The organism is Christiangramia flava JLT2011 (assembly GCF_001951155.1).
GTDB lineage: Bacteria > Bacteroidota > Bacteroidia > Flavobacteriales > Flavobacteriaceae > Christiangramia > Christiangramia flava.
The window spans coordinates 1,348,575-1,370,695 of the sequence record NZ_CP016359.1 but is presented as its reverse complement, the minus strand read 5'-3'; the positions used below and the strand labels follow the sequence as shown (position 1 = coordinate 1,370,695).

26 protein-coding genes are annotated in these 22,121 nt (G+C 44.7%); 15 read left to right on the top strand and 11 right to left on the bottom strand.

The window, feature by feature from the left end; all coding sequences use genetic code 11:
- Position 1: 1 nt before the first annotated feature.
- Positions 2-715, top strand: coding sequence for a phosphoglycerol geranylgeranyltransferase (locus tag GRFL_RS05810; RefSeq protein WP_083643713.1), 714 nt, complete (start codon positions 2-4; stop codon positions 713-715).
- 165 nt (positions 716-880) lie between these two features.
- Positions 881-1,267, top strand: a complete 387-nt coding sequence (locus GRFL_RS05805) for a VOC family protein (protein ID WP_083643712.1) — start codon at positions 881-883, stop codon at positions 1,265-1,267.
- Here GRFL_RS05805 and GRFL_RS05800 read toward each other — a convergent pair whose 3' ends face one another.
- Positions 1,268-1,591 carry a hypothetical protein gene (locus GRFL_RS05800; protein WP_083643711.1) on the bottom strand — a complete coding sequence of 108 codons (324 nt, stop codon included), beginning with the start codon at positions 1,589-1,591 and terminating at the stop codon, positions 1,268-1,270. It lies immediately after the preceding gene.
- Positions 1,592-1,733: 142 nt separating this feature from the next.
- Between GRFL_RS05800 and pnuC the strand changes: the two genes are divergently transcribed.
- The 6 genes from pnuC to GRFL_RS05770 all read left to right on the top strand — a co-directional run bounded on the left by pnuC (position 1,734) and on the right by GRFL_RS05770 (position 7,379).
- Positions 1,734-2,366 (top strand): nicotinamide riboside transporter PnuC, encoded by a 633-nt coding sequence (gene pnuC, locus GRFL_RS05795; RefSeq protein ID WP_173850088.1) that lies wholly within the window; start codon positions 1,734-1,736, stop codon positions 2,364-2,366.
- Complete coding sequence (locus GRFL_RS05790) at positions 2,327-2,899, top strand: AAA family ATPase (protein WP_083643710.1); 573 nt, start codon at positions 2,327-2,329, stop codon at positions 2,897-2,899. Before pnuC ends, GRFL_RS05790 begins: the two co-directional genes overlap by 40 nt.
- Positions 2,896-4,443, top strand: a complete 1,548-nt coding sequence (locus GRFL_RS05785) for a DUF4301 family protein (protein ID WP_083643709.1) — start codon at positions 2,896-2,898, stop codon at positions 4,441-4,443. The genes GRFL_RS05790 and GRFL_RS05785 overlap by 4 nt, the downstream gene beginning before the upstream one ends.
- Entirely contained in the window at positions 4,436-4,837 is a 402-nt protein-coding gene (gene arfB, locus GRFL_RS05780) for an alternative ribosome rescue aminoacyl-tRNA hydrolase ArfB (protein ID WP_083643708.1), read from the top strand. Before GRFL_RS05785 ends, arfB begins: the two co-directional genes overlap by 8 nt.
- 499 nt (positions 4,838-5,336) lie before the next feature.
- Positions 5,337-5,693 carry a hypothetical protein gene (locus tag GRFL_RS05775; RefSeq protein WP_083643707.1) on the top strand — a complete coding sequence of 119 codons (357 nt, stop codon included), beginning with the start codon at positions 5,337-5,339 and terminating at the stop codon, positions 5,691-5,693.
- Positions 5,694-6,017: 324 nt separating this feature from the next.
- Positions 6,018-7,379: a sigma-54-dependent transcriptional regulator gene (locus GRFL_RS05770; protein ID WP_083643706.1), complete on the top strand. Its 1,362-nt coding sequence runs from the start codon at positions 6,018-6,020 to the stop codon at positions 7,377-7,379.
- Here the strand turns inward: GRFL_RS05770 and GRFL_RS05765 are convergent.
- The gene (locus GRFL_RS05765) at positions 7,369-9,795 is read right to left on the bottom strand and encodes a hybrid sensor histidine kinase/response regulator (RefSeq protein WP_083643705.1); all 2,427 of its coding nucleotides are present in this window, start codon (positions 9,793-9,795) and stop codon (positions 7,369-7,371) included. The two genes, GRFL_RS05770 and GRFL_RS05765, sit on opposite strands and share 11 nt — an antisense overlap.
- Positions 9,796-10,074: 279 nt before the next feature.
- Here GRFL_RS05765 and GRFL_RS05760 point away from each other — a divergent pair, with 279 nt between their 5' ends.
- On the top strand, positions 10,075-12,456 hold the full coding sequence (locus tag GRFL_RS05760) for a TonB-dependent receptor (RefSeq protein WP_083643704.1): 2,382 nt from the start codon (positions 10,075-10,077) through the stop codon (positions 12,454-12,456).
- A 62-nt stretch (positions 12,457-12,518) separates the two neighbouring features.
- Here GRFL_RS05760 and GRFL_RS05755 read toward each other — a convergent pair whose 3' ends face one another.
- Positions 12,519-12,947: a Rieske (2Fe-2S) protein gene (locus GRFL_RS05755; RefSeq protein WP_083645979.1), complete on the bottom strand. Its 429-nt coding sequence runs from the start codon at positions 12,945-12,947 to the stop codon at positions 12,519-12,521.
- Between the two features lie 244 nt (positions 12,948-13,191).
- On the opposite strand from GRFL_RS05755, the gene greA reads away from it, so the two are divergent.
- The 3 genes from greA (at position 13,192) to GRFL_RS05740 (ending at position 14,571) form a co-directional block, all read left to right on the top strand.
- Positions 13,192-13,668 carry a transcription elongation factor GreA gene (gene greA / locus GRFL_RS05750; protein WP_083643703.1) on the top strand — a complete coding sequence of 159 codons (477 nt, stop codon included), beginning with the start codon at positions 13,192-13,194 and terminating at the stop codon, positions 13,666-13,668.
- A gap of 97 nt (positions 13,669-13,765) precedes the next feature.
- Positions 13,766-14,161, top strand: a complete 396-nt coding sequence (locus tag GRFL_RS05745; RefSeq protein ID WP_083643702.1) for an HIT family protein — start codon at positions 13,766-13,768, stop codon at positions 14,159-14,161.
- Positions 14,158-14,571: an acyl-CoA thioesterase gene (locus tag GRFL_RS05740; protein ID WP_236995889.1), complete on the top strand. Its 414-nt coding sequence runs from the start codon at positions 14,158-14,160 to the stop codon at positions 14,569-14,571. Before GRFL_RS05745 ends, GRFL_RS05740 begins: the two co-directional genes overlap by 4 nt.
- On the opposite strand, the gene GRFL_RS05735 is transcribed toward GRFL_RS05740, so the two are convergent.
- Positions 14,568-15,716: a sensor histidine kinase gene (locus GRFL_RS05735; protein WP_083643701.1), complete on the bottom strand. Its 1,149-nt coding sequence runs from the start codon at positions 15,714-15,716 to the stop codon at positions 14,568-14,570. The two genes, GRFL_RS05740 and GRFL_RS05735, sit on opposite strands and share 4 nt — an antisense overlap.
- A gap of 113 nt (positions 15,717-15,829) precedes the next feature.
- Between GRFL_RS05735 and GRFL_RS05730 the strand changes: the two genes are divergently transcribed.
- The 3 genes from GRFL_RS05730 (at position 15,830) to aat (ending at position 17,791) form a co-directional block, all read left to right on the top strand.
- Complete coding sequence (locus GRFL_RS05730; RefSeq protein ID WP_083643700.1) at positions 15,830-16,702, top strand: flavin reductase family protein; 873 nt, start codon at positions 15,830-15,832, stop codon at positions 16,700-16,702.
- Between the two features lie 5 nt (positions 16,703-16,707).
- Positions 16,708-17,079, top strand: a complete 372-nt coding sequence (locus GRFL_RS05725) for a DUF3127 domain-containing protein (protein WP_083643699.1) — start codon at positions 16,708-16,710, stop codon at positions 17,077-17,079.
- Positions 17,080-17,152: 73 nt separating this feature from the next.
- Entirely contained in the window at positions 17,153-17,791 is a 639-nt protein-coding gene (gene aat / locus GRFL_RS05720) for a leucyl/phenylalanyl-tRNA--protein transferase (RefSeq protein WP_083643698.1), read from the top strand.
- Here aat and GRFL_RS05715 read toward each other — a convergent pair.
- From GRFL_RS05715 to GRFL_RS05685, 7 genes are read right to left on the bottom strand one after another with little or no spacing between them, the layout of a single operon-like run.
- Positions 17,784-18,473 (bottom strand): DUF2490 domain-containing protein, encoded by a 690-nt coding sequence (locus tag GRFL_RS05715; protein ID WP_083643697.1) that lies wholly within the window; start codon positions 18,471-18,473, stop codon positions 17,784-17,786. The genes aat and GRFL_RS05715 overlap by 8 nt on opposite strands.
- Positions 18,454-19,023, bottom strand: coding sequence for a hypothetical protein (locus tag GRFL_RS05710; RefSeq protein WP_083643696.1), 570 nt, complete (start codon positions 19,021-19,023; stop codon positions 18,454-18,456). Before GRFL_RS05710 ends, GRFL_RS05715 begins: the two co-directional genes overlap by 20 nt.
- Positions 19,020-19,616, bottom strand: a complete 597-nt coding sequence (locus GRFL_RS05705; protein WP_083643695.1) for a DNA-3-methyladenine glycosylase I — start codon at positions 19,614-19,616, stop codon at positions 19,020-19,022. Before GRFL_RS05705 ends, GRFL_RS05710 begins: the two co-directional genes overlap by 4 nt.
- A 2-nt stretch (positions 19,617-19,618) precedes the next feature.
- Entirely contained in the window at positions 19,619-20,401 is a 783-nt protein-coding gene (locus tag GRFL_RS05700; protein ID WP_236995888.1) for an energy transducer TonB family protein, read from the bottom strand.
- Positions 20,358-21,074 carry a tRNA pseudouridine(55) synthase TruB gene (gene truB, locus GRFL_RS05695; protein ID WP_083643694.1) on the bottom strand — a complete coding sequence of 239 codons (717 nt, stop codon included), beginning with the start codon at positions 21,072-21,074 and terminating at the stop codon, positions 20,358-20,360. Before truB ends, GRFL_RS05700 begins: the two co-directional genes overlap by 44 nt.
- The gene (locus GRFL_RS05690) at positions 21,064-21,858 is read right to left on the bottom strand and encodes an undecaprenyl-diphosphate phosphatase (protein ID WP_083643693.1); all 795 of its coding nucleotides are present in this window, start codon (positions 21,856-21,858) and stop codon (positions 21,064-21,066) included. Before GRFL_RS05690 ends, truB begins: the two co-directional genes overlap by 11 nt.
- Before the next feature lies 1 nt (position 21,859).
- Positions 21,860-22,120, bottom strand: coding sequence for a DUF3098 domain-containing protein (locus GRFL_RS05685; RefSeq protein ID WP_083643692.1), 261 nt, complete (start codon positions 22,118-22,120; stop codon positions 21,860-21,862).
- Position 22,121 lies beyond the last annotated feature (1 nt).

The window sequence follows — 22,121 nt, the reverse complement described above, 5'->3', positions numbered from 1 at the left end:
TTTGGTCCAGTCACAGGCATACCTTCAGGAGATCGAAGAAGCCCGGCGCTCCTCTCAAAAACTGCTGGCAGTACTCATCGATCCCGATAAATTCGAAGAACATACTGCGGAAGCATTTCTTCGGAAATTACCTTCTGATGTCACTCATTTGCTGGTTGGAGGCAGTAGCGTGGCCAATGGCCGTACCTGTGAGGTGGTGAAATGGCTGAAGCATTTCACAGCTCTTCCCATCATCCTGTTTCCGGGAGATCAAAATCAGATCTCTGCCCATGCCGATGCGATTTTGTTTTTAAGCCTGATTTCCGGGCGAAATCCGGAATATCTGATCGAGCAGCAGGTGCGATCTGTAGAAAAGATCCGGCAAACCCAGCTGGAAGTGATCCCCACCGGCTATATTTTGATCGACGGAGGTCATGAAACCGCGGTACAACGGGTGAGTAATACGATCCCACTCCGGCAGGAACAGGTGCAGGATATTGTGAATACGGCACTTGCCGGGCAGTATTCTGGAAAAAAACTGATCTATCTGGAGGCAGGCAGCGGGGCGAAATTTCCGGTTTCGGAAAAGATCATTGCGGAGGTACATACTGCCACGACTATTCCGGTAATCGTGGGCGGCGGAATTCGTAACACGGCCCAGTTGCAGCGTGCGTATGCTGCCGGAGCAGATATGGTGGTGATCGGGACGGCTTTTGAAAATGGCAGTTTCCGGTAATCCTTTTAGCTGAAGTGCCTCTAAAATAAGGAATGTGAAGCTTTCAGAACACTCCATTCTAACACCAGCTCTAAAATATCAGTTTTCAGCTTTTTGCGGCAGAGAGCCATACTTCCGAAGCAAAAAATCAGTATTTTTAAGAGTCTAATTTTTAATGTGTTGCTTATGAAACCGAAGAATCCTGTTGTCTGGTTCGAAATATATGTGAACGATATCGAGCGCGCCCGCAAATTTTACGAAGAGGTTTTCCAATTTGAATTTGCTGAACTGGGAGATCCCACGGAAGAATCTTTCAAAATGCTGGCTTTTCCAGCCGATATGGAAACAAAAAATAGGGCTAGCGGCGCGCTGGTTCAGGTCAAGGGTGTGGCGGCAGGAGGGAACAGCACGATCGTTTATTTTTACAGTAAAGACTGCAGTGTGGAAGAGGCTCGAGTGAAAGTGGCCGGAGGGGAAGTGGCTCGGCCAAAAATGAGCATAGGCGAATATGGTTTTATCACGCTGGTAAAGGATACCGAGGGGAGTATGATCGGGATCCATTCGATGGCCTGATCATTTTTCCCGTGCCTCTGTGATCACTCGCAGCGGGTAGTTAATATCTATCGCGGTGCAAATGATATACTCATCTTGATGAGCTTGCCTGATCTTCAATCGCAGTTCCAGGCCTTCGATCTTGTACTGTTCAGGTAGGTTGTATTCTGAAAATATGCCAAAATCATTTGATGTGTCGGTTCTGTCCAGATCCTGTATTTTCCAGCTGTTACAACCGCTTCGCATTTCCAGGACCTTGGCATTGATCCAGAATCCTTCCGAAGCATCCTCTTTTGTACAGGAAACCAGGCACAGGAATAGGAATACAAGCAAAATATTTTTCATTGGTAGTTTTTATAAAGATGCAATGTTTCTGAATTCGTTGCTTCGGTTTTGCCATTTTTCTGTTCTAAAAATCATTTAGCGATTTTGCAGCTGGAGGAATATGGCTAACTTTGAGACTAAGACCCAGCAGCCAGCTTTGCCCATGCAGCAAATTTTTGATTTTTTCCTTGATCCTTACCGGGAAGCCACGATGATCTCCATCTTACTGGAAGTGGTGGTTTTCATTTTCGGGATTCTGAGCGTATATTATTCTAAAAAAGAAAATATCCTCGTGTATCCCACGGGCCTGATCGCCACCGTTCTTACGGTGTATTTGCTTTACAAGGCCGGGTACTATGGTGATATGATGATGAATTTTTACTATTCGGTCATGAGTATTTATGGCTGGTGGAACTGGTCCAGAAAGCGCGATGGCGAATACGTAGTGCCGATTACCCGAACCAACTTCCGGGAGAAAATAATTGGTTTTGGTTTATTTTTACTCACGATGCTGGTGACCTATGGCGTTTACCGGGCTTTTGGTCGCGAGATCGAAGCGGCGAACTACATCGATATTTTCACTTCCGGAGTATTTTTTACAGCCATGTGGTATATGGCGATCAAGAAGCTGGAGAACTGGACGCTATGGATCTTTGCTGATCTCATCACCGTCCCACTGTATGCATACAGAGGCTTGGGCATGCTGTCGTTGCAGTATGTGATATTCACCATTTTGGCAATTCAGGGATATATAGTATGGAAGAAAAGTTTAAACAAAGGCCATGTGACTGCCTGAAGATTGTCATTTTTGGCCCCGAATCCACCGGGAAAACAACGCTATCCGGAGACCTGGCCAAATATTATGGCGAACCGGTAGTTCCTGAATATATGCGGGAATACCTTCAGCAGGTTTGGGATGCGGAAAAAAGGATATGCGAACCCCGAGATCTTCTGCCCATCGCTGAAGGACAGATGAGGCTGGAAAATGAACTTTCCGAAGAATGCGATCAATTGCTCATCAGCGATACCAACCTGTTGGAATTAAAGGTGTATTCTGAAGCCTATTATGATGGCTACTGCGACCCGCGACTTCTTAAACCTGCGTTAAACAACACTTACGATTGCTACTTTTTGACGTATATTGATGTTCCCTGGATACCCGACGATCTTAGGGATAAACCTCACGACCGTGAGGGGATGTTTCAAAGATTTGAAAATGAGCTGAAAAAACAGCAATTACCCTATCAGATTCTGAAAGGGAACCGGGAAGAGCGGCTGGAGGCAGCCGTGAAAACCATTAACCAACTATTAAAAGAAACCATATCGTGAAATTTAGTGAAAAGGATATTCTCCAGATCGAAGACAAAGGCTTAACCACCAAAGAAGTTGAAGAACAGATCGCCATTTTTAAAAGAGGTAATCTAAAGGTAAATATCACCGAAGCCGCGACCATTGGGAAGGGAATCAGCGGGATCGAAGATCGGCACCAACGGGAACTGATCCAGTATTACGATTCTGAAAAAGCCAATCATTCCCTGCTGAAATTCGTGCCGGCATCCGGGGCTGCGACCCGAATGTTCAAGGCTTTACATACCCTGGCTGATGAATACGATGCCGATAATGAAGACCTGAGAGATTACCTGGACCGTGCCGGTGATTCCAGTCTGCAACTGTTTTTCTCAAAGATCGAAGAGCTACCGTTCTATGAGCATGCACTGGAAAAGACGAAAAAGAATCATAGCAATTACGAGGAACTCAATTCGCACCAGCAACATAAACTGCTGGTTGAAACCATTTTGAGTTCGAAGGGTTTGTATTTAAGCGATCTTCCGAAGGGACTGGTGCCTTTTCATCAATATGATTCCCATACCGCTACCGCTTTTGAAGAGCATTTGGTGGAAGCTGCGCGCTATATCGCCATAGATGATAAGGCCAAAGTGCATTTTACCGTGGCGCCGGAAGATAAACAGAAGTTTCAGCAGGAATGGAAAGAAATCCAGCCGAGGCTGGAAAAGGAAACCGGGGTGACATTGGAAATTGAATATTCCTACCAGGACCCTAAAACCGATACCATTGCAGTAGATGATCATTTTGAACCATTCCGGACCGAAAAAGGGGATCTTTTCTTCAGGCCTGGTGGGCACGGGGCATTGATTGAAAACCTGAATCAGCTTCATGAAGAGATCGTTTTTGTGAAAAATATCGATAATGTGGTGACTGAAAAATCCCTTCAGCTGGTGGTAGACTATAAAAAAATGCTGGGCGGAAAATTGTTCCAGGTACAGAAGCAGATCTTCCAGTACCTCGAAGAACTGGATGCCGGGAACCTTTCCGAAGAAAAACTGAATGAGATGAAGCATTTCCTTTCTGAAGAGCTCTTCGTGAAAAATGAATCTGGAGCCCCGATTACAGAATCTTATATTCAGGAGAAACTGCACCGCCCGTTGCGAGTTTGCGGAATGGTAAAGAATGAAGGAGAACCTGGCGGAGGCCCTTTCCTGGTAAAAGATAAAAACGGGGAGATTTCTTTGCAGATCATCGAAGGTGCACAGATTGACGACAGTAACCCGGAACAGGCCAAGACGGCGAAAGAGGCAACGCATTTCAATCCGGTAGATATTGTTTGCTGCCTGAGAGATCACCAGGGAAAAGGCTTTGACCTTCACGAATATGTAGACGAAGACATGAGTTTCATCGCAGATAAAACAAAAGACGGTAAGCCGCTGAAAGCACTGGAACGTCCCGGATTGTGGAACGGTGGAATGGCCAAATGGAATACTATTTTTGTGGAAGTGCCGGTGGAGACCTTTAATCCTGTAAAGACCGTTTCAGACCTGCTGAAAGATTCGCACCAGCCCGAAAGGAATGGATAAGGAGCAGCTTCTTGCCGAATTACATTTTAAAGCCGTTCGCAGTTCCGGTCCCGGGGGGCAACACGCAAATAAAACGGCTACCAAAGTGGAACTGAGTTTTGAGGTGGATGCTTCGGAAGGGCTTTCCGAAGAGGAAAAAGCGCGAATTCATAAAAGACTATCGAACCGTATTACCAAGGAAGGTATGCTGAAGATGCAGTGCGAAGAATCCCGCAGCCAGCATACCAATAGGGAACTGGTGACCGAAAGTTTTTTAAAGGAAATCCAGGACGCACTTAAAAAGAAAAAAGTTCGGAAAAAGACCAAACCCACCAAAGCTTCCAAAATAATACGCTTGAAACAGAAGAAGCAGAAATCTGAAATTAAGGCCAACAGGAAAAACCCGTTAAAATGAAAAATTGTGTGGAATTTTCCTCACTTTTTTGTCCACTTCCACACAAATTGCACAGTTTTTAAAAACCTTCATTTTCGATATTTAAGGCTTAAGTGCTTGTTTTGCTGGTTTTTAAGTGTGCGGGTGCTAAATTCTACGTTCTGGTACAGTTTTTCATATTACTTAAGCAGGTTAGTATTGGGAATGGAATAAATAGCTAACTGGCTTTAATTTATTCTGTTTTATAATTTAGATTTTCGGATTGAAGAGGCTCCTTACGGGGCCTTTTCTATTTTAGGACATTCCGAAGCTTCTTATACGAGCATGTATTCTTCATTTGTAACAGCTAACTGAGGAAAAATCTCCCCATAATTGTAGGCCGGATTCTCATTTTTCTACATAAAATTTTCAGAATAAGTGAGCCCTTCTAACTGGTATGCTGTTCATAATAAGCATTTTAACTAAAATGTTTCAAATTGGCACAATTTCTTCTATTTCTATGATAACCACAAAAACTTAAATGATTATGAAAAAAATGATCTTCGGTTTAATGACCATGGGAGCGATCTTCTTCAGTAGCCAGAATATCCAGGCACAGGAAGATAAGGAGCAGGAAGTAGAAGTTGAAACAACGGTAGAGACTGAAGTAACAGTTCAGGAAGATTTCACTGATCTTGATGTGATGCAGTTGCCACAACCGGTAAAAGATGCGATTATGACCGATTATAACGGTGCATTTGCCTCTCAAGCCTGGGTGAAAACAGAGGGTGACCAAAAGATCTATAAGATCGACATCGATGTGAAAGGTGAAACTGAAACTGCCTTCGCAGACCAGGATGGCAATTGGCTGGAAATGGAAGACGAGGGAGATGAGTAAACAGTTCTAAAAAGGAGAACCCAAACTCCGGGACGGCAGGTTCATGAAGTAACTTAATACCCCAACCGGCAAATTTAAAAGTGGCTTTTGCGGTTTACCGCACTATTAACGACCAGAAAACTAACACTATAAAGCCACTTTTTCCTTTTGCCCCTGGGCAGGAAGCAGAAAACCTGTTGAAATTGGATCTTTAGAAAGACATAAAATAAATGTTAGATTTCTTGAAAAAGGAAGATGATTCGTATCGTCTTCCTTTTTTTATAATTTCTTTTGAAACCTAATGAGTTAAAGATTACTACCTTTGCCATGTTTTAATTGAAATGTATGTCTAAAGTTCTGGTCGTAGAAGACGATGTTGCCTTCGGAACCATGTTGAAAACCTTCCTTGAAAAAAGGGATTATTCGGTTTCACTGGTTTATTCCGCTTCAGAAGCCTTTAAAAATATTAGTGACACTAAATTTGATCTCGTTCTCACAGATGTTCGTTTGCCCGATAACGACGGATTGGAGATCCTTCAGAAGGCAAAAGACAGGAACGCGGCGACCCCGGTGATAGTCATGACCAGTTATGCAGAAATCAGCATGGCGGTGAAGGCGATGAAGGAAGGCGCCTTCGATTATGTGTCAAAACCCTTTAGACCAGAAAGCATCCTGCAAACCATCGAAAATGCTCTTAAAAGCACCGATGTGGCGCCAGTTGCTGAAAAAATTTCCAAGCCTAAGACAGCTAAAAAATCTTCAGCAGGAATCAACGAGAACCTGAACCTCGTAAGCGGCGTGAGCGAACCTTCCAGAAGATTGAACGATTACGTCGAGCTGGTTGCGCCAACCAATATGTCGGTTTTAATTACCGGAGAGAGCGGTACCGGTAAGGAACAGATCGCCAAAAGCATCCACCTGAACAGTAAACGAAAAGCAGCTCCTTTTATCGCGGTAGATTGCGGCGCTATTCCGAAGGAACTGGCTTCCAGTGAATTTTTTGGGCACTTAAAGGGCTCTTTTACCGGTGCGATCAATGATAAAACCGGGCATTTTGAAGCTGCTAATGGCGGAACCTTGTTCCTGGACGAGATCGGGAACCTGAGTTATGAGCTGCAAGTGCAATTATTAAGAGCGCTCCAGGAAAGACGGGTTAAACCTGTTGGAAGCAATAATGAGATTGAAGTAGACATCAGGGTGGTTACTGCGACCAACGAAGACCTGAGCAAGGCTGTAAAGGAAGGCGATTTCCGTGAAGACCTGTATCATCGCTTGAATGAATTTTCCATAAAGGTTCCGGCGCTTCGCGAACGGAAAGAAGACCTTATGTTGTTTGCCAACCAATTTCTGGATGAAGCCAATGCTGACCTGGAAAAGAATGTTGTAGGATTTAGCGACGAGGCGATCCATGCCTTTCGGAATTACAGCTGGCCTGGAAACCTTCGGGAGTTGAAGAACATGGTGAAAAGAGCTGTATTGCTTACCCAGGATGAGCTGATTCCCCTAAAAGTGCTGCCACACGAGATCGCAACCGCAAGTCGTACCAATGAAAATGATTACGGACTTTTCAAAAATAAGAACGAGGAGCAGTTGATTCTTGACGCACTGGAGAAGGCGGGAGGTAATAAAAGTAAGGCGGCCCGGATGCTTTCCATAGACCGCAAAACGCTCTACAATAAGCTAAAACAATACGGAATTAAACTGTAACGCTTTCCAGATCCTGCATCAGGTTGGAAAGATTGGTCTTTAAAGATTCGAATTCTTCTTCCGGAATACTTTCTCGTTTTTCCAGTTTCAATAAACTGGGCGTGATAGTAACCGCTTTCATTTGTCGAAGCATAGGCAGCATACGATGAGCGATCTTGGCAGTTTCTTCACTATCCTCATTGCGGTATGCATCCTCCAGCTCTTTCAGGCTGCTGGCGGCTCCCTCCAGGAAAGCCTGGATGATCGTGTTCATGGCCTCTTCATCGTTGCCCGAAAATTCGTAAATCTCGCTGAGGTCATAATTCTTAAAACGGAATTTATCGGTGTCCCCATCTATTGCTTCCTGATCTTGCTGGTCTAATTCCAGTAGCTCGGCAATGGCGGCTTTTAAATTTGCCGGTTTATAAGGTTTTAAAAGATTATCGTCAAAACCGGCATCAGCGTAGACTTTATCCTCTACATCAGTACGGCCAGACAGCGCGATAACGGGGATATCCTGCCAGTCGTTATTATCCCTGATGGCTTTGATGAGTTCAAAACCATCTTTGACCGGCATCTGGATATCGGTTAAAATGATATCGTACATTTTTTCGGTCAGCTTCTGAAGCGCAATTTTACCATTTACTGCAGTTTCGATCTCCAGGCCCATTGATCTGGCCAGTTCCACAGTAAGGGAAAGTTGCCCCGGCTCATCATCCACGATCAAAGCGGTTTTTCCAGAGCTTTGGATCTCCGGAATTTCTTCCGTTTCTTCCATTTCTTCTGAAGAATCTTCCAGATCCCCAATTTTTATGACCGGGATTTCGATAATAAATTCGCTGCCTTCGCCCTGTTTGCTTTTCAGGCTGATTTTTCCCTGAAGCAACTCGGTAAGTCGCTTGGTGATCGCGAGTCCCAGTCCGGAACCGCCAAAACGTTTTTCAATGCTGCTGTTCTCCTGAGAAAACTCCTCGAAAATGGCTTCCTGCATGGCTTCGGAAATACCAATCCCGGAATCTTTTACCCGAAACTGTAAAATACGGTCGTCTTCCCGCAGCTGTTGCAGTTCTGCCGAAATGACGATGCTGCCTTCTTCGGTAAATTTCCAGGCATTCGAAATGAGATTTGCCAAAATTTGCTTGATCCTGAAAGGGTCGCTTTTCACCTGTACATTCACTTCCGGTGGAGTATCGATCCTGATCTTGACCTCTTTTTTCTTTTCTGCAGGAATGATATTGTGAACGGTGTCTTCCACCAGTTTTTTCGGGTTAAATGGCAGGCTTTCTATTAACATTTTTCCGGCCTCCAGTTTGGAAAGATCCAGTAGGTCGTTTACCAGTCTCAGGATAAATTCTGAAGACTTCTTAACCTGCCTAATGTAGTGACTCTGTTTCTCGTCCAGTCCTGTCTTCTGAATAAGATCTGTATACCCCATGACGGTGGTTAACGGGCTGCGCAGGTCATGAGTGATGGCAGCCATGAACTGCTCCCGGCTGGCCAGCAATGATTCAGCAAAACTTTTAGACTCTTCCAGCTGCATGCGGTATTGCTGACTTTTGGTGATGTCTCCAACAATATTAATGATGAAAAAGAGAATGATAACCGCTATAATGATCCCACCAATAATAATGTTGTTGCTGGTTTCCCGTAGCATGGACTGGAAAATTTGGGAACGCTCCATGGAGTTCTCACGCTCCTTGATCTCCATGCCGGTAAGGATGTTCCGGAGGCGCTGGTTCAGGATCATATCGTTATTCAGCAGCTCGGTCTCCTTATCATTCACCTTGCTGAGGAACTGCCGGTTGGCATATTCCAGCTCGATAAGTACTTTTCGTACAGATTGCACGATGGAATCCAGGCGCTGGTTGGTGAGTTGCTCTGCATTATCTTCCCGGGAATATTCCAGCAATTTAATGAGCACATCTCTTTGGTAAGGTTTTAGGTTTCTGAAGCGATTTTCATAATTATAATCCTGGAAAGACTGGTCGATGCTTTTCAGTTCCTTGAGCACTTTCGCGTAGTAGTTGGTATTGCTTTCGGTAGCGCGCAGGGAATCGAGGTCTTTAAGATTTTCCTTTTTTTGCTCCAGCAGTTGGGCAATACTGTCGGTTTCTGCTTCCAGGTCAAAGTTGGGATAAATAGACTTTAGCTGATCCAGTTTTTCCTTAATCGTGTCGATCTGCGCGTCATAAATACTGAGATCCTCATCATTTCCGGCCTGTATGAGCCGGCGGCTGGTGTTTTCAGATTTGTTGAGATCGGCAGTGATCTCGCTCAGGAGAATGAGCTGCTGATTATTTTCGGCATTAGATTCGGCAATTTCAGAATAGGAAACTACCTGCTGGTAGATAAAATATACAGAAAAACCGGCTACGATGGCGACTATCAGGTAGCCAGCCACCACTTTGAGCGTTAAGGATCGTCTGGAATTCTGCATCGGGCAAATTTGTGTAAAAATAAAGCAATTCTGGTAAATGAAAATAAAAGCCTTGTATTTCTCAAAAAGCGTCTTACATTTGCCGCGAATCTCAAAGGGGTGCCCGTCGGGCTGAGATCATACCCAATGAACCTGGGCAGGTAATGCTGCCAAGGGATTAGCGCGAAAGCGCTGTGTATGTACTCCTGAATATTGCCGAAAACCGGTAGTTTCAGGATTTTTTTTATAAATTTTTAACCTAAGAATAATCGCCCCTTTTATTCGTAAAAAGCTTTACGAATGAAAAATGTATTATTTTTTGCAGGCTTGTTACTCTTTTCCATACAGGCCTTTTCACAACAATTTGAAATTTCGGGAATTGTTACCCAGAATGGCAAACCGCTCAAAGACGCTTCGGTGTATGTGCAAAGCACGGGTTCCGGGACGTTCACCAATGAGTTGGGTGCTTATTCTCTGGAACTGGAAGAAGGCATTTACACTATTGTTTTCTCTTACGGAAACCAGAAGACAAAGAAAGTAGTTTTGAACCAGGATCTTGTTCTCAACATGGAATTGGCCGGGGCTGAAGAATCTTTGGAGGAAGTTTTCCTTTCCGCGGTTCGCGTGAATGCCCAGTCGCCTATTACCTACAGCAATCTTACCAATGAGGAAATTGCCGACCGTAACCTGGGCCAGGATATTCCTGTTTTGATGAACTACATGCCAAACGTCGTTACTACGACTGATGCCGGAGCGGGCGTTGGCTATACAGGCCTGCGCGTGCGTGGTAGCGATGCAACCAGAGTGAATGTAACCATCAACGGAATTCCTTACAACGATGCGGAGAGCCAGGGTTCCTTTTGGGTGAACCTGGGAGATTTTGCGTCTTCTGTTCAAAACCTGCAATTGCAGCGTGGAGTGGGAACTTCCACCAACGGGGCCGGGGCTTTTGGTGCCAGCCTGAACATTTTGACCGATTCTTATAAAGAAGAAGCCCAGGCAGAATTGGCGAACAGCATTGGGTCTTACAATACTTTCAAGCACACCATGAAATTCAGCACCGGTTTGATGAACGATCACTGGGAATTTGCGGGCCGCGCTTCCAAAATTCGAAGCGATGGGTATATTGACCGGGCCAGCTCCGACCTGAAATCCTATTTTCTACAGGGTACTTATGTAGACGATCATACGCTGGTTAAAGCACTTACTTTCGGCGGAAAGGAGCGCACTTACCAGGCCTGGTACGGGATTGATCAGGAAACTCTAGAAACAGATCGTACTTTTAATCCTGCCGGAATTTATACCGATGAAAACGGGAATGTAAAATTCTACGATAACCAAACCGATAATTACCAGCAGGATCATTACCAGCTGCTTTGGAACCAGGAATACAACGAGAACTGGTCTTCCAACATCGCGTTTCATTATACCATCGGGCGGGGTTATTACGAAGAATACCAGGAAGATGAGACCTTGAGCGATTTCGGGATGCAGCCTTTCGATTCGAATGGCGAAACGATAGAAACTTCAGATCTGGTGGTACGTAGCTGGCTGGATAATGATTTCTACGGAACCGTTTTCAGCATGAATTACCAGGACACCAACTGGGATGTCACCCTTGGCGGGGGCTGGAACAAGTATGAAGGGGACCATTTTGGCGAGGTCATCTACAGCCGTTTTGCCCACAATAACGATCCTTATGATCCCTATTATTTCAATACGGCTGATAAAACCGATTTCAATATCTACGGAAAGGCCAATTTCGCCATTACTGAAAAACTTGCCGGTTATGCCGATCTTCAGTTGCGAACCGTTACTTACCAGACTGATGGAATCGTGGATGACGGCAGCCAGTTCCTGAACGATGATCATTTCAGCTTTTTTAATCCGAAAGCCGGGCTAACATATGAGATCAGGCAAGATAGTCAGTTATACGCTTCTTATGCCCGTGCGCATCGGGAACCAAGTCGAAATGACTACGAGAACGGTGATCCGGAGCCGGAGGAACTCAATGATTTTGAGCTGGGATGGAGATGGAAAAATGAGAATTTTCAGCTGAATTCCAACCTGTATTTCATGGATTATCAAAACCAGCTGGTGCTTACGGGCGGTATCGATGATGAAGGTGCATTCATTCGCCAGAACAGCGGGAATAGTTACCGGTTGGGACTCGAAGTAGATGCGATGTTCCGCCTTTCAGAAAAATTCAGCATTCGCCCAAATATTGCCCTTAGCCGAAACAAAAACGTTGATTTCGTAAGTACTTTCAACGGGGAACTGGTGAATTATGGCGATACCAATATTTCATTTTCTCCGGAAATCGTGGCCGGGAACATGTTGGAATATCGCCCGGTACAAAATCTGGAACTGAAACTCTTAAGCAAATATGTGGGGGAGCAGTTTATGAGCAATACCGAAGCGGAGGCTTCTAAACTCGACGCGTACTTCACATCAGATTTCAATGTGCAGTATACTTTGCAGAAACCCTGGATCTTCCGGGAAGTCGTGTTGACCGGTCTTGTGAACAATATTTTCAATAAAAAATATGTCTCGAACGGTTATTATTATACCTATAATGTTCCTAATACCGATTTTCCTTCTGGGGAAGAAACCTTCGAAGGAGCAGGATATTATCCCCAGGCGACAACCAATTTCTTATTGGGCTTGAACCTGAAATTTTAAAAGTAAACTTTAGCCAGTTTTGAGGCCTCCTTTCTGAGCGTAGGGTGCAGGAAGGGGGTTTTTTAATTCCAGACTTCAATGATCGAACCCGACTGCTGAATGCGGTAAGGTTTCATGGTATACTGCAGGTTTTCCTCGCTGGCCGGCTCACCGGTGATGATATTATAAGAATTGCCTTCACAACTACAGGTCGCGATCACGCCATTTACGGTCATTCCTGAACAACTGCTAGCCGGGTGATTCGGGTCGCTGAGTTCGAAAGCCGTGAACTGGCTGCCATTGATGTTGTAGATCACAATCCCCTTGACGCCATAATTATAAGTGACATACGAATTGCCCGCATATTGCAACTGGTTATATTCCGGTAAAGTGAGGTTCAACCGTAAACTGAAATTTAGATCTGCCAGGTTTGGATTTCCTCGATAATCATCATTTCCTGAACAGGAAAACAGCATCAGGACCAGCAGACTCAAAAGTGTAATTTTTCTCATAAAATTGGCGTTACGGCTAAAATAATATAATTGTACCGAATCATTAAATTTCTTACATTTGTTAAAAGAAATCCCGGTAAAAATGGGATTTTTTCTGTTAATGATGCAATAGTTCTCCGGTTTGACAACGAAAACCGGACTTTCCTGAAACTTTACAGGAATCAATAGTATTACAGATCATTATTAGGGTTTTTCGGTTAAGGGATTTTTCCCTCAGGCCGTCAATTACTAAAACGTAGAAGTTATGAGCAAAGTATCTTATTATACCCCAGAAGGGTTAAAAAAACTGAGAGATGAGCTGAATCATCTTAAAGACGTGGAAAGACCAAAAGCTTCGCAGGCGATTGCTGAAGCCAGGGACAAAGGAGATTTAAGTGAGAATGCCGAATATGATGCGGCCAAGGAAGCTCAGGGATTGCTGGAGATGAAGATCTCTAAAATGGAGGAAATTGTGGCAAACGCCAGGGTAATAGACGAATCACAGCTGGATACGTCCAAAGTATTGGTACATTCCCATGTGAAGATCAAGAACCAGACGAATGGAGCTGAAATGAAATATAAGCTGGTGGCACAGAGTGAAGCCGATTTAAAATCGGGTAAGATCTCAGTAGATTCGCCGATCGGGAAAGGCTTGCTGGGTAAGGAAGTAGGCGATGTGGCTGAAATCCAGGTGCCAAACGGAACCGTTAAATTCGAAATTCTCGAGATCTGGAGAGACTGATCTTCAGGTAAGCATTAAAAATGAATCCTTTTCTGGTCCGCTATTTTTCGGAATTCAGAAAAGGATTTTTTAATTTTAAGAACCAACTAAAAAGTATATGTCTTCAATATTCACCAAAATAGTACACGGAGAAATTCCGGCTTATAAAGTAGCTGAAAACAGCCAGTTTCTGGCGTTCCTGGATGTCAATCCCAATGCAAGAGGCCATGTGCTTTGCATTCCGAAGAAAGAGATTAATAAGATCTGGGATCTGGAAGAGAATCATTATCGGGAATTAATGCTTTTTACGCGCTGTGTGGCGATCGCTTTGGAAAAGACCGTACCCTGTAAACGCGTGGGAATGGCAGTTGTGGGCCTGGAAGTGCCTCATGTGCATGTGCATTTGATCCCACTGAATAATATGGACGGAATGAATTTTTCGAATTCCGTGGAAATGAGTCAAGAGGAATTTGAAAAACTGGCTGCAGAGATCAGCGAGAATATCGAGCTGTGATCCCCTTGGAAGATTATAAACTCAGCCTGGAAATCAGGATAGACTGGAGCGATCTCGATATGTACGAGCATGTGAACAACGTGTCGTACATGCGCTATTTGCAAAGCGGGAGAGTGAATTTCTGGGAAGCCAGCGGTATTCATGCCAAATTTCGTGAAACCAACCAGGGAGCCATGCTGGTTTCCACGAAATGCGATTTCAAAAAATCACTGTATTATCCCGGCAAAGCCCTCATTAAGACCAGGCTTGATTTCATCGGCACAAAAAGCTTCGGAATAGAGCACAGGATCCTGGATGAACAAGGGGAAACTTGTGCTGAAGGGAAGGATGTAGTGGTATATTTTGATTTTAATAAGAAGGAAACCATTCCGGTTCCGGAAGAAATACGGAAAATAATTTCCAGATTCTAGACTTTTTTCAGGCTGATCTGGAAAGTAGTGCCTTTATTGATCTCACTTTTCGCCACTTTGATCTTGCCGTTATGGTATTCTTCCACAATGCGTTTGGCCAGGCTAAGACCCAGTCCCCAACCTCTTTTTTTCGTGGTTTGGCCCGGGTCAAAGATCGTCCTGAAACGGTTCTTCTCAATCCCCTTCCCGGAATCGGTCACATAAATATGCGCCTGTTTCAGGTCGTGCTTGATCTCGATGCTGAGACTGCCCTTTCCGCGCATGGCATCAATGGCGTTCTTTACCAGGTTTTCGATCGTCCAGCTGTATAATTGCTCGTTGAGCATCACAAAAATGGGCTGGCGCGGGGTCCTGATCTGGAAATCTATCAAAGTGGAAGAACGACTTTTCAGGTATTCGAATGTTTCCCGGGTAGCGCGAACCACATCGGTCTCCTGTAAATTTGGCGAAGAACCGATCTTTGAAAATCGCTCGGTAATGGTTTTCAAACGCTCGATATCTTTTTCCATTTCCAGCACAAAGGATGGGTTGACTTCTTCGGCTTTCAAAATTTCAGTCCAGCCAATGAGCGAGCTAAGCGGAGTTCCGATCTGGTGTGCCGTTTCCTTGGCCATCCCCGCCCAGAGCTTGTTCTGTTCACTATTTTTGGTCGTGGTGTAAAAGAAGTAGACCACGCCTACGAACAGAAAGCCTATTAGTGTTAAACCAATTGGGTAATATTTCAGTTTGTTGAGTGCCGGGGAGTTGCCGTAATAAATATACTGTACCTGTCCTTCGCCAAGGTCAACCGTTATCGGTTCGTTCTCATCCATCAGTTCCAGGCGGTACTCCTCGAGCTTTTCGGCATTATCGGTAATTTCAGCTTCGATGTTTGAAGTATCGGCAATATCGCCTTCCTCGTTCACATAGATGATAGGGATGGTGGTGTTGTTATTGAGAATTTCGAGGATGAGTTCCAGGTGTGCATCGTCTGAAGCGGAATCTATTCCCTGGTAGGCTTCGGCCCAGATGTTCATTTTCGAGCGCTCGTCTTCCTTCAGTCTCTGGAAAAAAATACTGGTATTCCAGAGAACCAGGGTGATCACGACAAGACAGGAGAAAATGATAAACCAGCGGTTAAAGCTGCGTTCGTCGGGTAGATTCATGAATTTCTTGATACGATTCTTCAATTAAATATAAGCGTTTTAAAGCAATTTTTATTGTAAGGCGCGGCTTTATATTCCCTAAGCAATTCTTTACCTTTGCGAAAAACGAATCTATGCTCACGATTGAACCAAAAGATGTAAGCGTTGGTAAATTGCACCAGTACCTGTTGGGAGCCGTTGGGCCCAGGCCTATTGCGTTTGCCAGTACCATAGACGAACAGGGCAGGCCGAACCTTTCGCCGTTCAGTTTTTTTAACGTTTTTGGTTCCAATCCGCCGGTGCTGATCTTTTCTCCGGCTCGCCGCGGAAGGGATAATACCACCAAACATACTTACGAGAATACCAAGAAAATAGATGAGGTAGTGATCAATATTGTGAATTATGATATCGTTCAACAGATGTCTCTTTCCAGTACTGAATATGACGAAGGTGTGAATGAGTTTGAAAAAGCGGGACTCACTCCGTTGAAGTCAGATTTGGTAAAGCCTTTCAGAGTTGCAGAATCCCCGGTGCAAATGGAATGCAAAGTGCACGAAGTGATGGAAACCGGGCAGGAAGGTGGTGCCGGAAACCTCGTGATTTGCCATGTGCTGAAAATGCATATCAAAGAAGAAATTCTCGATGAAAACGGTTATATTGATCAGCATAAAATAGACCAGGTTGCAAGAATGGGCGGGAACTGGTACACCCGGGCAAACCTGGGGATGTTTGAAGTTCCGAAGCCATTGTCAACACTGGGGATCGGGGTGGATCAGATTCCGGAAGAGATCAGGAAAAGCAAGGTTCTTACCGGTAATGACTACGGAAAATTAGGAAATGTGGAGAGCCTTCCGAAGGAAGCAGCTATTCAGCAGTTTTTAGCAGCGAACCCGGAAGCAGCCGAAATCATTTCCGAAGGGAACACCGAAAAAATACATAAAATGGCGCAGGTTTACCTGGACCGGAATGAGCCGAAAAGCGCCTGGAAAATATTATTAGCAAAATAGGAAATATGGAAGTACAAGGGAAAATCAAGCTTATTGGCGACACTAAATCATTTGGAAATAACGGGTTTCAAAAGCGCGAAGTGGTGGTAACCACTGAGGAGCAGTACCCGCAACATTTAATGATCGAGTTCGTACAGGATAAATGCAGTCTTTTAGACACGTTTCAGGTTGGGCAACCGGTAAAGATCGGGATTAACCTGCGCGGTAGAGAATGGGTAAGCCCACAGGGTGAAACTAAGTATTTCAATTCGATCCAGGGTTGGAGAATTGAGAACCTGGCTGCTCAGCAACCGGGAGGACAAAATGTGCCACCCCCAGACCAGTTCGAGCCTGCAAATGATTTGAATGAAGAAGATTACGATGATCTTCCGTTCTAGTAATAATAGAATTTAAGAGAAAGTCCGGTCATGTTTTGGTCGGACTTTTTTATTTTCAACAAAAATTTCTCTCGTGTATTTTTTAAGACCAGAAGACGATTTTCCGCCGGTTGAGATGGCCGATGATGAAGGCCTTTTGGCGGTAACCAGTTTCCTGAACAAAGACCGGATAAAAAATGCCTATCAAAAAGGGATCTTTCCCTGGTACAATGAGGGACAGCCTGTTTTGTGGTGGTCGCCAGACCCGCGAATGGTATTATTTCCCGAGGAACTGAAAATAGCCAAAAGCATGCGCCCGTATCTCAATCAGCAGAAATTTCAGGTTACTTACAACGCGCATTTCGAGGCCGTGATCGATGCCTGTGCCCAGGTGCCCCGGGAGGGCCAGGACGGAACCTGGATTACGCCCGAAATCAAAAAGGAATATGCGTCCCTGTTCCGGGAAGGTTTTGTACAGAGTGTGGAAGTTTGGGATGGCGAGCAGCTGGTTGGCGGACTTTATGGTGTGTACCTTCGGAAAAAAAAAGTTTTCTGTGGCGAAAGTATGTTTTCAAACAAGAGTAATGCTTCTAAATTCGGTTTTATTAAACTCGTTCAGAAACTTCAGGGAGAAGGCGTGAAGCTTATAGATTGCCAGGTTTATACCAGTCACCTGGAAAGTCTTGGTGCGCGTGAAATTCCGCGGGAAGAATTTTTAAAGTTCCTTAAATAGAAATGCTGAGCTGCGTGGAAATAAAAAGTTCGCCGGCCGTCTCCTTCATATAATCATTTAGGCGATATTCAGTTCCCAGTTCCAGTTTGGCATCTTTGGAAATGGCGCGGCCTAGGCTTACTCCAAATCGCTGTTCTAGTGACGGTTTCTCTTGTTTTCCAAGACTCCATAAAGCTTCGGTTTCTGTCACCAGGAAAAATTCGTTACGGTTCACGCGATCGCCATTCAGCGGAAATTCTACCGAAAAACGGTACCGGTTTCTGAAAGTGGTTCGGTCTCTAAAACGCTCCTCCAGCCTGAAGCGATGTGCAACAGCCACCCGGTTGAAGCTTCGTTCACGTGCATATTGCTGGATAATCCGTACCTCGTTATGATTAGCGTTGTCAAACATTTCCCGAAAACGGTAGCGCAAACCCAAACTCAGCTTGCCATAAAAGCCTACTTCATAACTGGTAAAATGGGTTAGCTCGAGATGCTGAACGCTAAATTGCGTTTCTTGCCTTTCGTGTAGAATATCACGGTTCCCAAATGCAAAATTGAAGGACCAGCGATTGGGCCTGTTCCAATTGATGGAAATTTCCGGTTCGAGGAAGGCAGAAAAAGCATCCTGCGCCCGCATTGGAAAACTTATAAAAACAAGGCAGATTCCGAAGAATAGAAATTTAAAAAATGAGGTAGTCATACGAAATTCTGGTGGCTTTTCTCTTTTTTACAAAATTTCCCTGTGCATCAAAGGTCATCTCGAATTTTTCCAGTTTTCCCGAATTCTTCGTAGCGACGATTAGCTCGTAGTTGGCAGGCTGGGCCTGAAAACCGACTTTCTCAAGAGGTAATTTTCCGGTGGTGTCCGGCAGAAACTGCAACTGGATCTTTTCAATCCTGAAACGCTCATTTTCGCGATCTATATGCCGGCTGATCTTCTGAAAAATCTCCTCGTCCAATTCGTTGTGATCTACTTCGATCTCGATGTCTTCCAGTTGACCCGGCGCACTGAATTCCACGCTGTACCGATGCTTCTGAAACTTAAATTTTGCTTCGTAACTTTTCCTGTCGCCATCCGTTTCAAAATAATAGCGGACTTTCCTGGCATGCTGCGGAAGATTTTCAGCAAGATACTGCTGAGCTTTTTCAGGCATTTCAGTCCTGTTAATACTTTCCTCTTTTTCAGCTTTTTCATTTTGTGAAAAAACCGAAACAGATATCAGAAGGAATAATAAGACAAGTTTTTTCATGACTGCTGCATTTTCTTGGCCAAGTCCTGAACAGGTTTGTATCTGAAACAATCTACCTGATGATCGTTCACCATCCCGGTCGCCTGCATGTGGGCATAAATCACGGTAGAACCCACGAATTTGAACCCGCGTTTTTTCAGGTCTTTGCTGATCTGGTCACTTAGTTCGGTAGTCGCCGGCGCCTCTTTATAGTATGGAATATCGTTCTGAATGGGTTGGTAATCCACAAACTGCCAGATATACTTGCTAAAACTGCCAAATTCATCCTGAACCTTCATAAAAGCAGCGGCATTGGTCACGGCCGCCCGGATCTTCATCTGGTTCCTGATGATCCCGGCATTATCCATTAATTCAGCAATTTTTGTTTCGTCGTAGGTGGCGATCTTTCGGTAATCAAAATGATCGAAAGCTTCCCTGAAATTCTGCCTTTTCCGCAGGACTGTGATCCAGCTAAGACCGGCCTGGAACGTTTCCAGCGTCAGAAATTTGAATAGGGTTTCGTCATCCAGTACCGGGACTCCCCATTCCTCATCGTGGTACGCCTCGTACAGCGGGTCGCCAACGCACCAGCCACAGCGATTCAAATCATCCATATCTAAGATTTAAAATAGTAAGTAATAGTACCAATTTGGCCATTTTGACCATTCAGGCGGGTAAACCTGGCGCCCAAAGCATATTGCAGTGCGCGCTCGGTAAGGCATTCATTGTTCGACGAGGAACTGCCTTTATTGATCGCGGCATCTGTCACTGCTCCGGCTTCGTTAACCGTAATATTAACCACGATCTTCCCGGCCTGGTCACAGGTATAAACAGGATTCGGGATCTTCACGGCGTTCCTGCCTTTGAGGCTAAAGGAGATCGAGCTGTAGTCGTAAGCAGCTGATTTCTGGCCCAGGTTTTTAGTTTGATCAGCTCCTTCGGAAGCAGTTTGTTTTTTAGTAGCATTCTTTTTCCTGACGGAATAATTTCCTTCAGAAGCCGAAGTGCTCTCGTTTTCCAGCTCTTCCTGCTGGGCGCTGTTCTTTTCGAAAATTTCGTTCAACCTGTTGTCCATATCAGCCTCACGCTCGGCTTTATTTTCGTTGAATGCCCGGTTGGTCTGAATTTTTCGGGTATTCTGAGGCTGTTTTTCGGTTTCCGGAGCTTTTTCAGGTTCCTGTTCTTCCATGGTTTTGAACTGCTCGAGATCTACCAGCATTTCAGCGGCTTCCCGGTTACGATTGGAAAGATTCAGGTTGTAGAGTGATAGCAACAGCACCGCAAAAATCAGTGAAGTAATGATCAGGGCTTTATGCTTGTCAAAAAAATCCATATAAACCGTACCGTTCCGGGGATCAATCCTGTTCCCGTGAAGGTAATGAATTTTCAAATGATGCAATGTCCATTCCGTTTTCTACGGAATAATCGCCAATTTTGGTCCTTCTTAATTCGGAAAGATGAGCGCCACTGTGGAGTGCCTGCCCAAATTCGTGTGCGAGGCTACGAATATATGTTCCCTTACTGCAAACCACGCGGAAGCCGATCTCCGGGAAAGCCGAAGTATTTATTTCAAATTCCGAAATTTCAATTTTGCGTTTTGAAACTTCCACTTCCTCACCTTTACGAGCATATTCATAAAGCCGTTTTCCGTCTTTCTTTAAAGCTGAGAAAACCGGTGGTGTTTGTTCTATCTCGCCGCTGAATTTTTCCACAGTCTGCTGAAGTAGTTCTTCGGTAATATGATCGGTGGGATAGTGCTGATCGATTTCGGTTTCAAGATCAAAAGAGGGTGTTGTTGATCCCAGAGTGATAGTGCCGGTATATTCCTTGATCTGTCCCTGTAATTCCGGAATCGTTTTGGTAAATTTTCCCGTGCAGATGATCAGGAGCCCGGTGGCAAGCGGATCCAATGTTCCGGCATGCCCGACCTTTATCTTCTTAATATGATGACGTTTTCTTATTAACCAGCGAACTTTGTTCACTACCTGGAACGAGGTCCAGTGCAGTGGTTTGTCGATGAGTAAGATTTGGCCAGTTTTAAAATCTTCAGCCGTGAGTTCCTTATTGCGCATACGCAAAAATAATGGCTATCAGCCCCACTACAAAACAGTAAATAGCAAACCACGAAAGTTTGCTTCGTTTTACCAGGGCGATCATCCAGGTACAGGCGGCAAGACCGGCAAGAAAGGCAGCGACAAAGCCAATGGCGAGTGGAGCAAATCCTACGTTGCTGTGCAAAAGTTCTCCGCTCAAAAGGTCTTTGGCGATCTTTCCGAAGATCAGTGGAACGACCATTAAAAACGAAAACCTGGCGGCTTTTGTTTTGTCATTTCCCAGTAGTACGGAAGTGGAAATGGTAGCGCCACTCCTGGAAATTCCGGGAAGCATCGCAATGGCCTGAGAAACGCCAATCACGAAAGCATTGGAATAACTTACTGATTTTCCCGTGTTTTTGGCTTTATCTGCCAGCCACAGCAACAGGGCGGTAATGAGTAGCATAAATCCAACAAAAATGATATTGCCGCTGAACAATGATTCCAGTTCGCTTTCAAAAAGCACTCCGATCACCGCGGCCGGGATCATGGAAATAATGATCTTGAGAGAAAATTGCGTTTCTTCGTTCCATTTAAACTGTAGCAAACCGCTTAAGATCTCCCAAACATCTTTTCTGAAAACTACCAGTGTGCTCAAGGCAGTTGCAAAATGCAGGATAACGGTGAAAAGCAGCGATTCTTCCGGTACGCTCAGGTCTCCAAGAATGGCTTTTCCAAGTTCCAGGTGACCGCTGGAAGAAACGGGTAAAAATTCGGTAAGTCCCTGGATGACTCCAAGGATCGCGGCGTCTAATGCGTCCAACTTAGTGCTTCTTTTTATCCGGATTCAACAAAATGGCATAGGCTTCGATCCCAAAACCGATCAATACCAGTGCGGGAGCCAGGCGAATTCGCTGGAAGTTGTAGATCGCATCGCTGAATTCATTGGGATCTTCACTGCCGCCACCGGCCATCAAAATAAATCCCAGCGCGATCACGCCCAGACCTATTAGCATAAAATTGTAGTTCTTTTTTCCGAACACGAAGCCGGTGTTAAAACTGTTTCGATGCTGTTGTTCACTCATT

Bases quoted from the DNA above. Each gene is read 5' to 3' on its own strand.
- GRFL_RS05805 (WP_083643712.1), top strand. From the start codon at position 881: ATGAAACCGAAGAATCCTGTTGTCTGGTTCGAAATATATGTGAACGAT.
- GRFL_RS05800 (WP_083643711.1), bottom strand. From the start codon at position 1,591: ATGAAAAATATTTTGCTTGTATTCCTATTCCTGTGCCTGGTTTCCTGT.
- pnuC (WP_173850088.1), top strand. From the start codon at position 1,734: ATGCAGCAAATTTTTGATTTTTTCCTTGATCCTTACCGGGAAGCCACG.
- GRFL_RS05790 (WP_083643710.1), top strand. From the start codon at position 2,327: ATGGAAGAAAAGTTTAAACAAAGGCCATGTGACTGCCTGAAGATTGTC.
- arfB (WP_083643708.1), top strand. From the start codon at position 4,436: ATGGATAAGGAGCAGCTTCTTGCCGAATTACATTTTAAAGCCGTTCGC.
- GRFL_RS05775 (WP_083643707.1), top strand. From the start codon at position 5,337: ATGATTATGAAAAAAATGATCTTCGGTTTAATGACCATGGGAGCGATC.
- GRFL_RS05770 (WP_083643706.1), top strand. From the start codon at position 6,018: ATGTCTAAAGTTCTGGTCGTAGAAGACGATGTTGCCTTCGGAACCATG.
- GRFL_RS05765 (WP_083643705.1), bottom strand. From the start codon at position 9,795: ATGCAGAATTCCAGACGATCCTTAACGCTCAAAGTGGTGGCTGGCTAC.
- GRFL_RS05760 (WP_083643704.1), top strand. From the start codon at position 10,075: ATGAAAAATGTATTATTTTTTGCAGGCTTGTTACTCTTTTCCATACAG.
- GRFL_RS05755 (WP_083645979.1), bottom strand. From the start codon at position 12,947: ATGAGAAAAATTACACTTTTGAGTCTGCTGGTCCTGATGCTGTTTTCC.
- greA (WP_083643703.1), top strand. From the start codon at position 13,192: ATGAGCAAAGTATCTTATTATACCCCAGAAGGGTTAAAAAAACTGAGA.
- GRFL_RS05745 (WP_083643702.1), top strand. From the start codon at position 13,766: ATGTCTTCAATATTCACCAAAATAGTACACGGAGAAATTCCGGCTTAT.
- GRFL_RS05735 (WP_083643701.1), bottom strand. From the start codon at position 15,716: ATGAATCTACCCGACGAACGCAGCTTTAACCGCTGGTTTATCATTTTC.
- GRFL_RS05730 (WP_083643700.1), top strand. From the start codon at position 15,830: ATGCTCACGATTGAACCAAAAGATGTAAGCGTTGGTAAATTGCACCAG.
- GRFL_RS05725 (WP_083643699.1), top strand. From the start codon at position 16,708: ATGGAAGTACAAGGGAAAATCAAGCTTATTGGCGACACTAAATCATTT.
- GRFL_RS05715 (WP_083643697.1), bottom strand. From the start codon at position 18,473: ATGACTACCTCATTTTTTAAATTTCTATTCTTCGGAATCTGCCTTGTT.
- GRFL_RS05710 (WP_083643696.1), bottom strand. From the start codon at position 19,023: ATGAAAAAACTTGTCTTATTATTCCTTCTGATATCTGTTTCGGTTTTT.
- GRFL_RS05705 (WP_083643695.1), bottom strand. From the start codon at position 19,616: ATGGATGATTTGAATCGCTGTGGCTGGTGCGTTGGCGACCCGCTGTAC.
- truB (WP_083643694.1), bottom strand. From the start codon at position 21,074: ATGCGCAATAAGGAACTCACGGCTGAAGATTTTAAAACTGGCCAAATC.
- GRFL_RS05685 (WP_083643692.1), bottom strand. From the start codon at position 22,120: ATGAGTGAACAACAGCATCGAAACAGTTTTAACACCGGCTTCGTGTTC.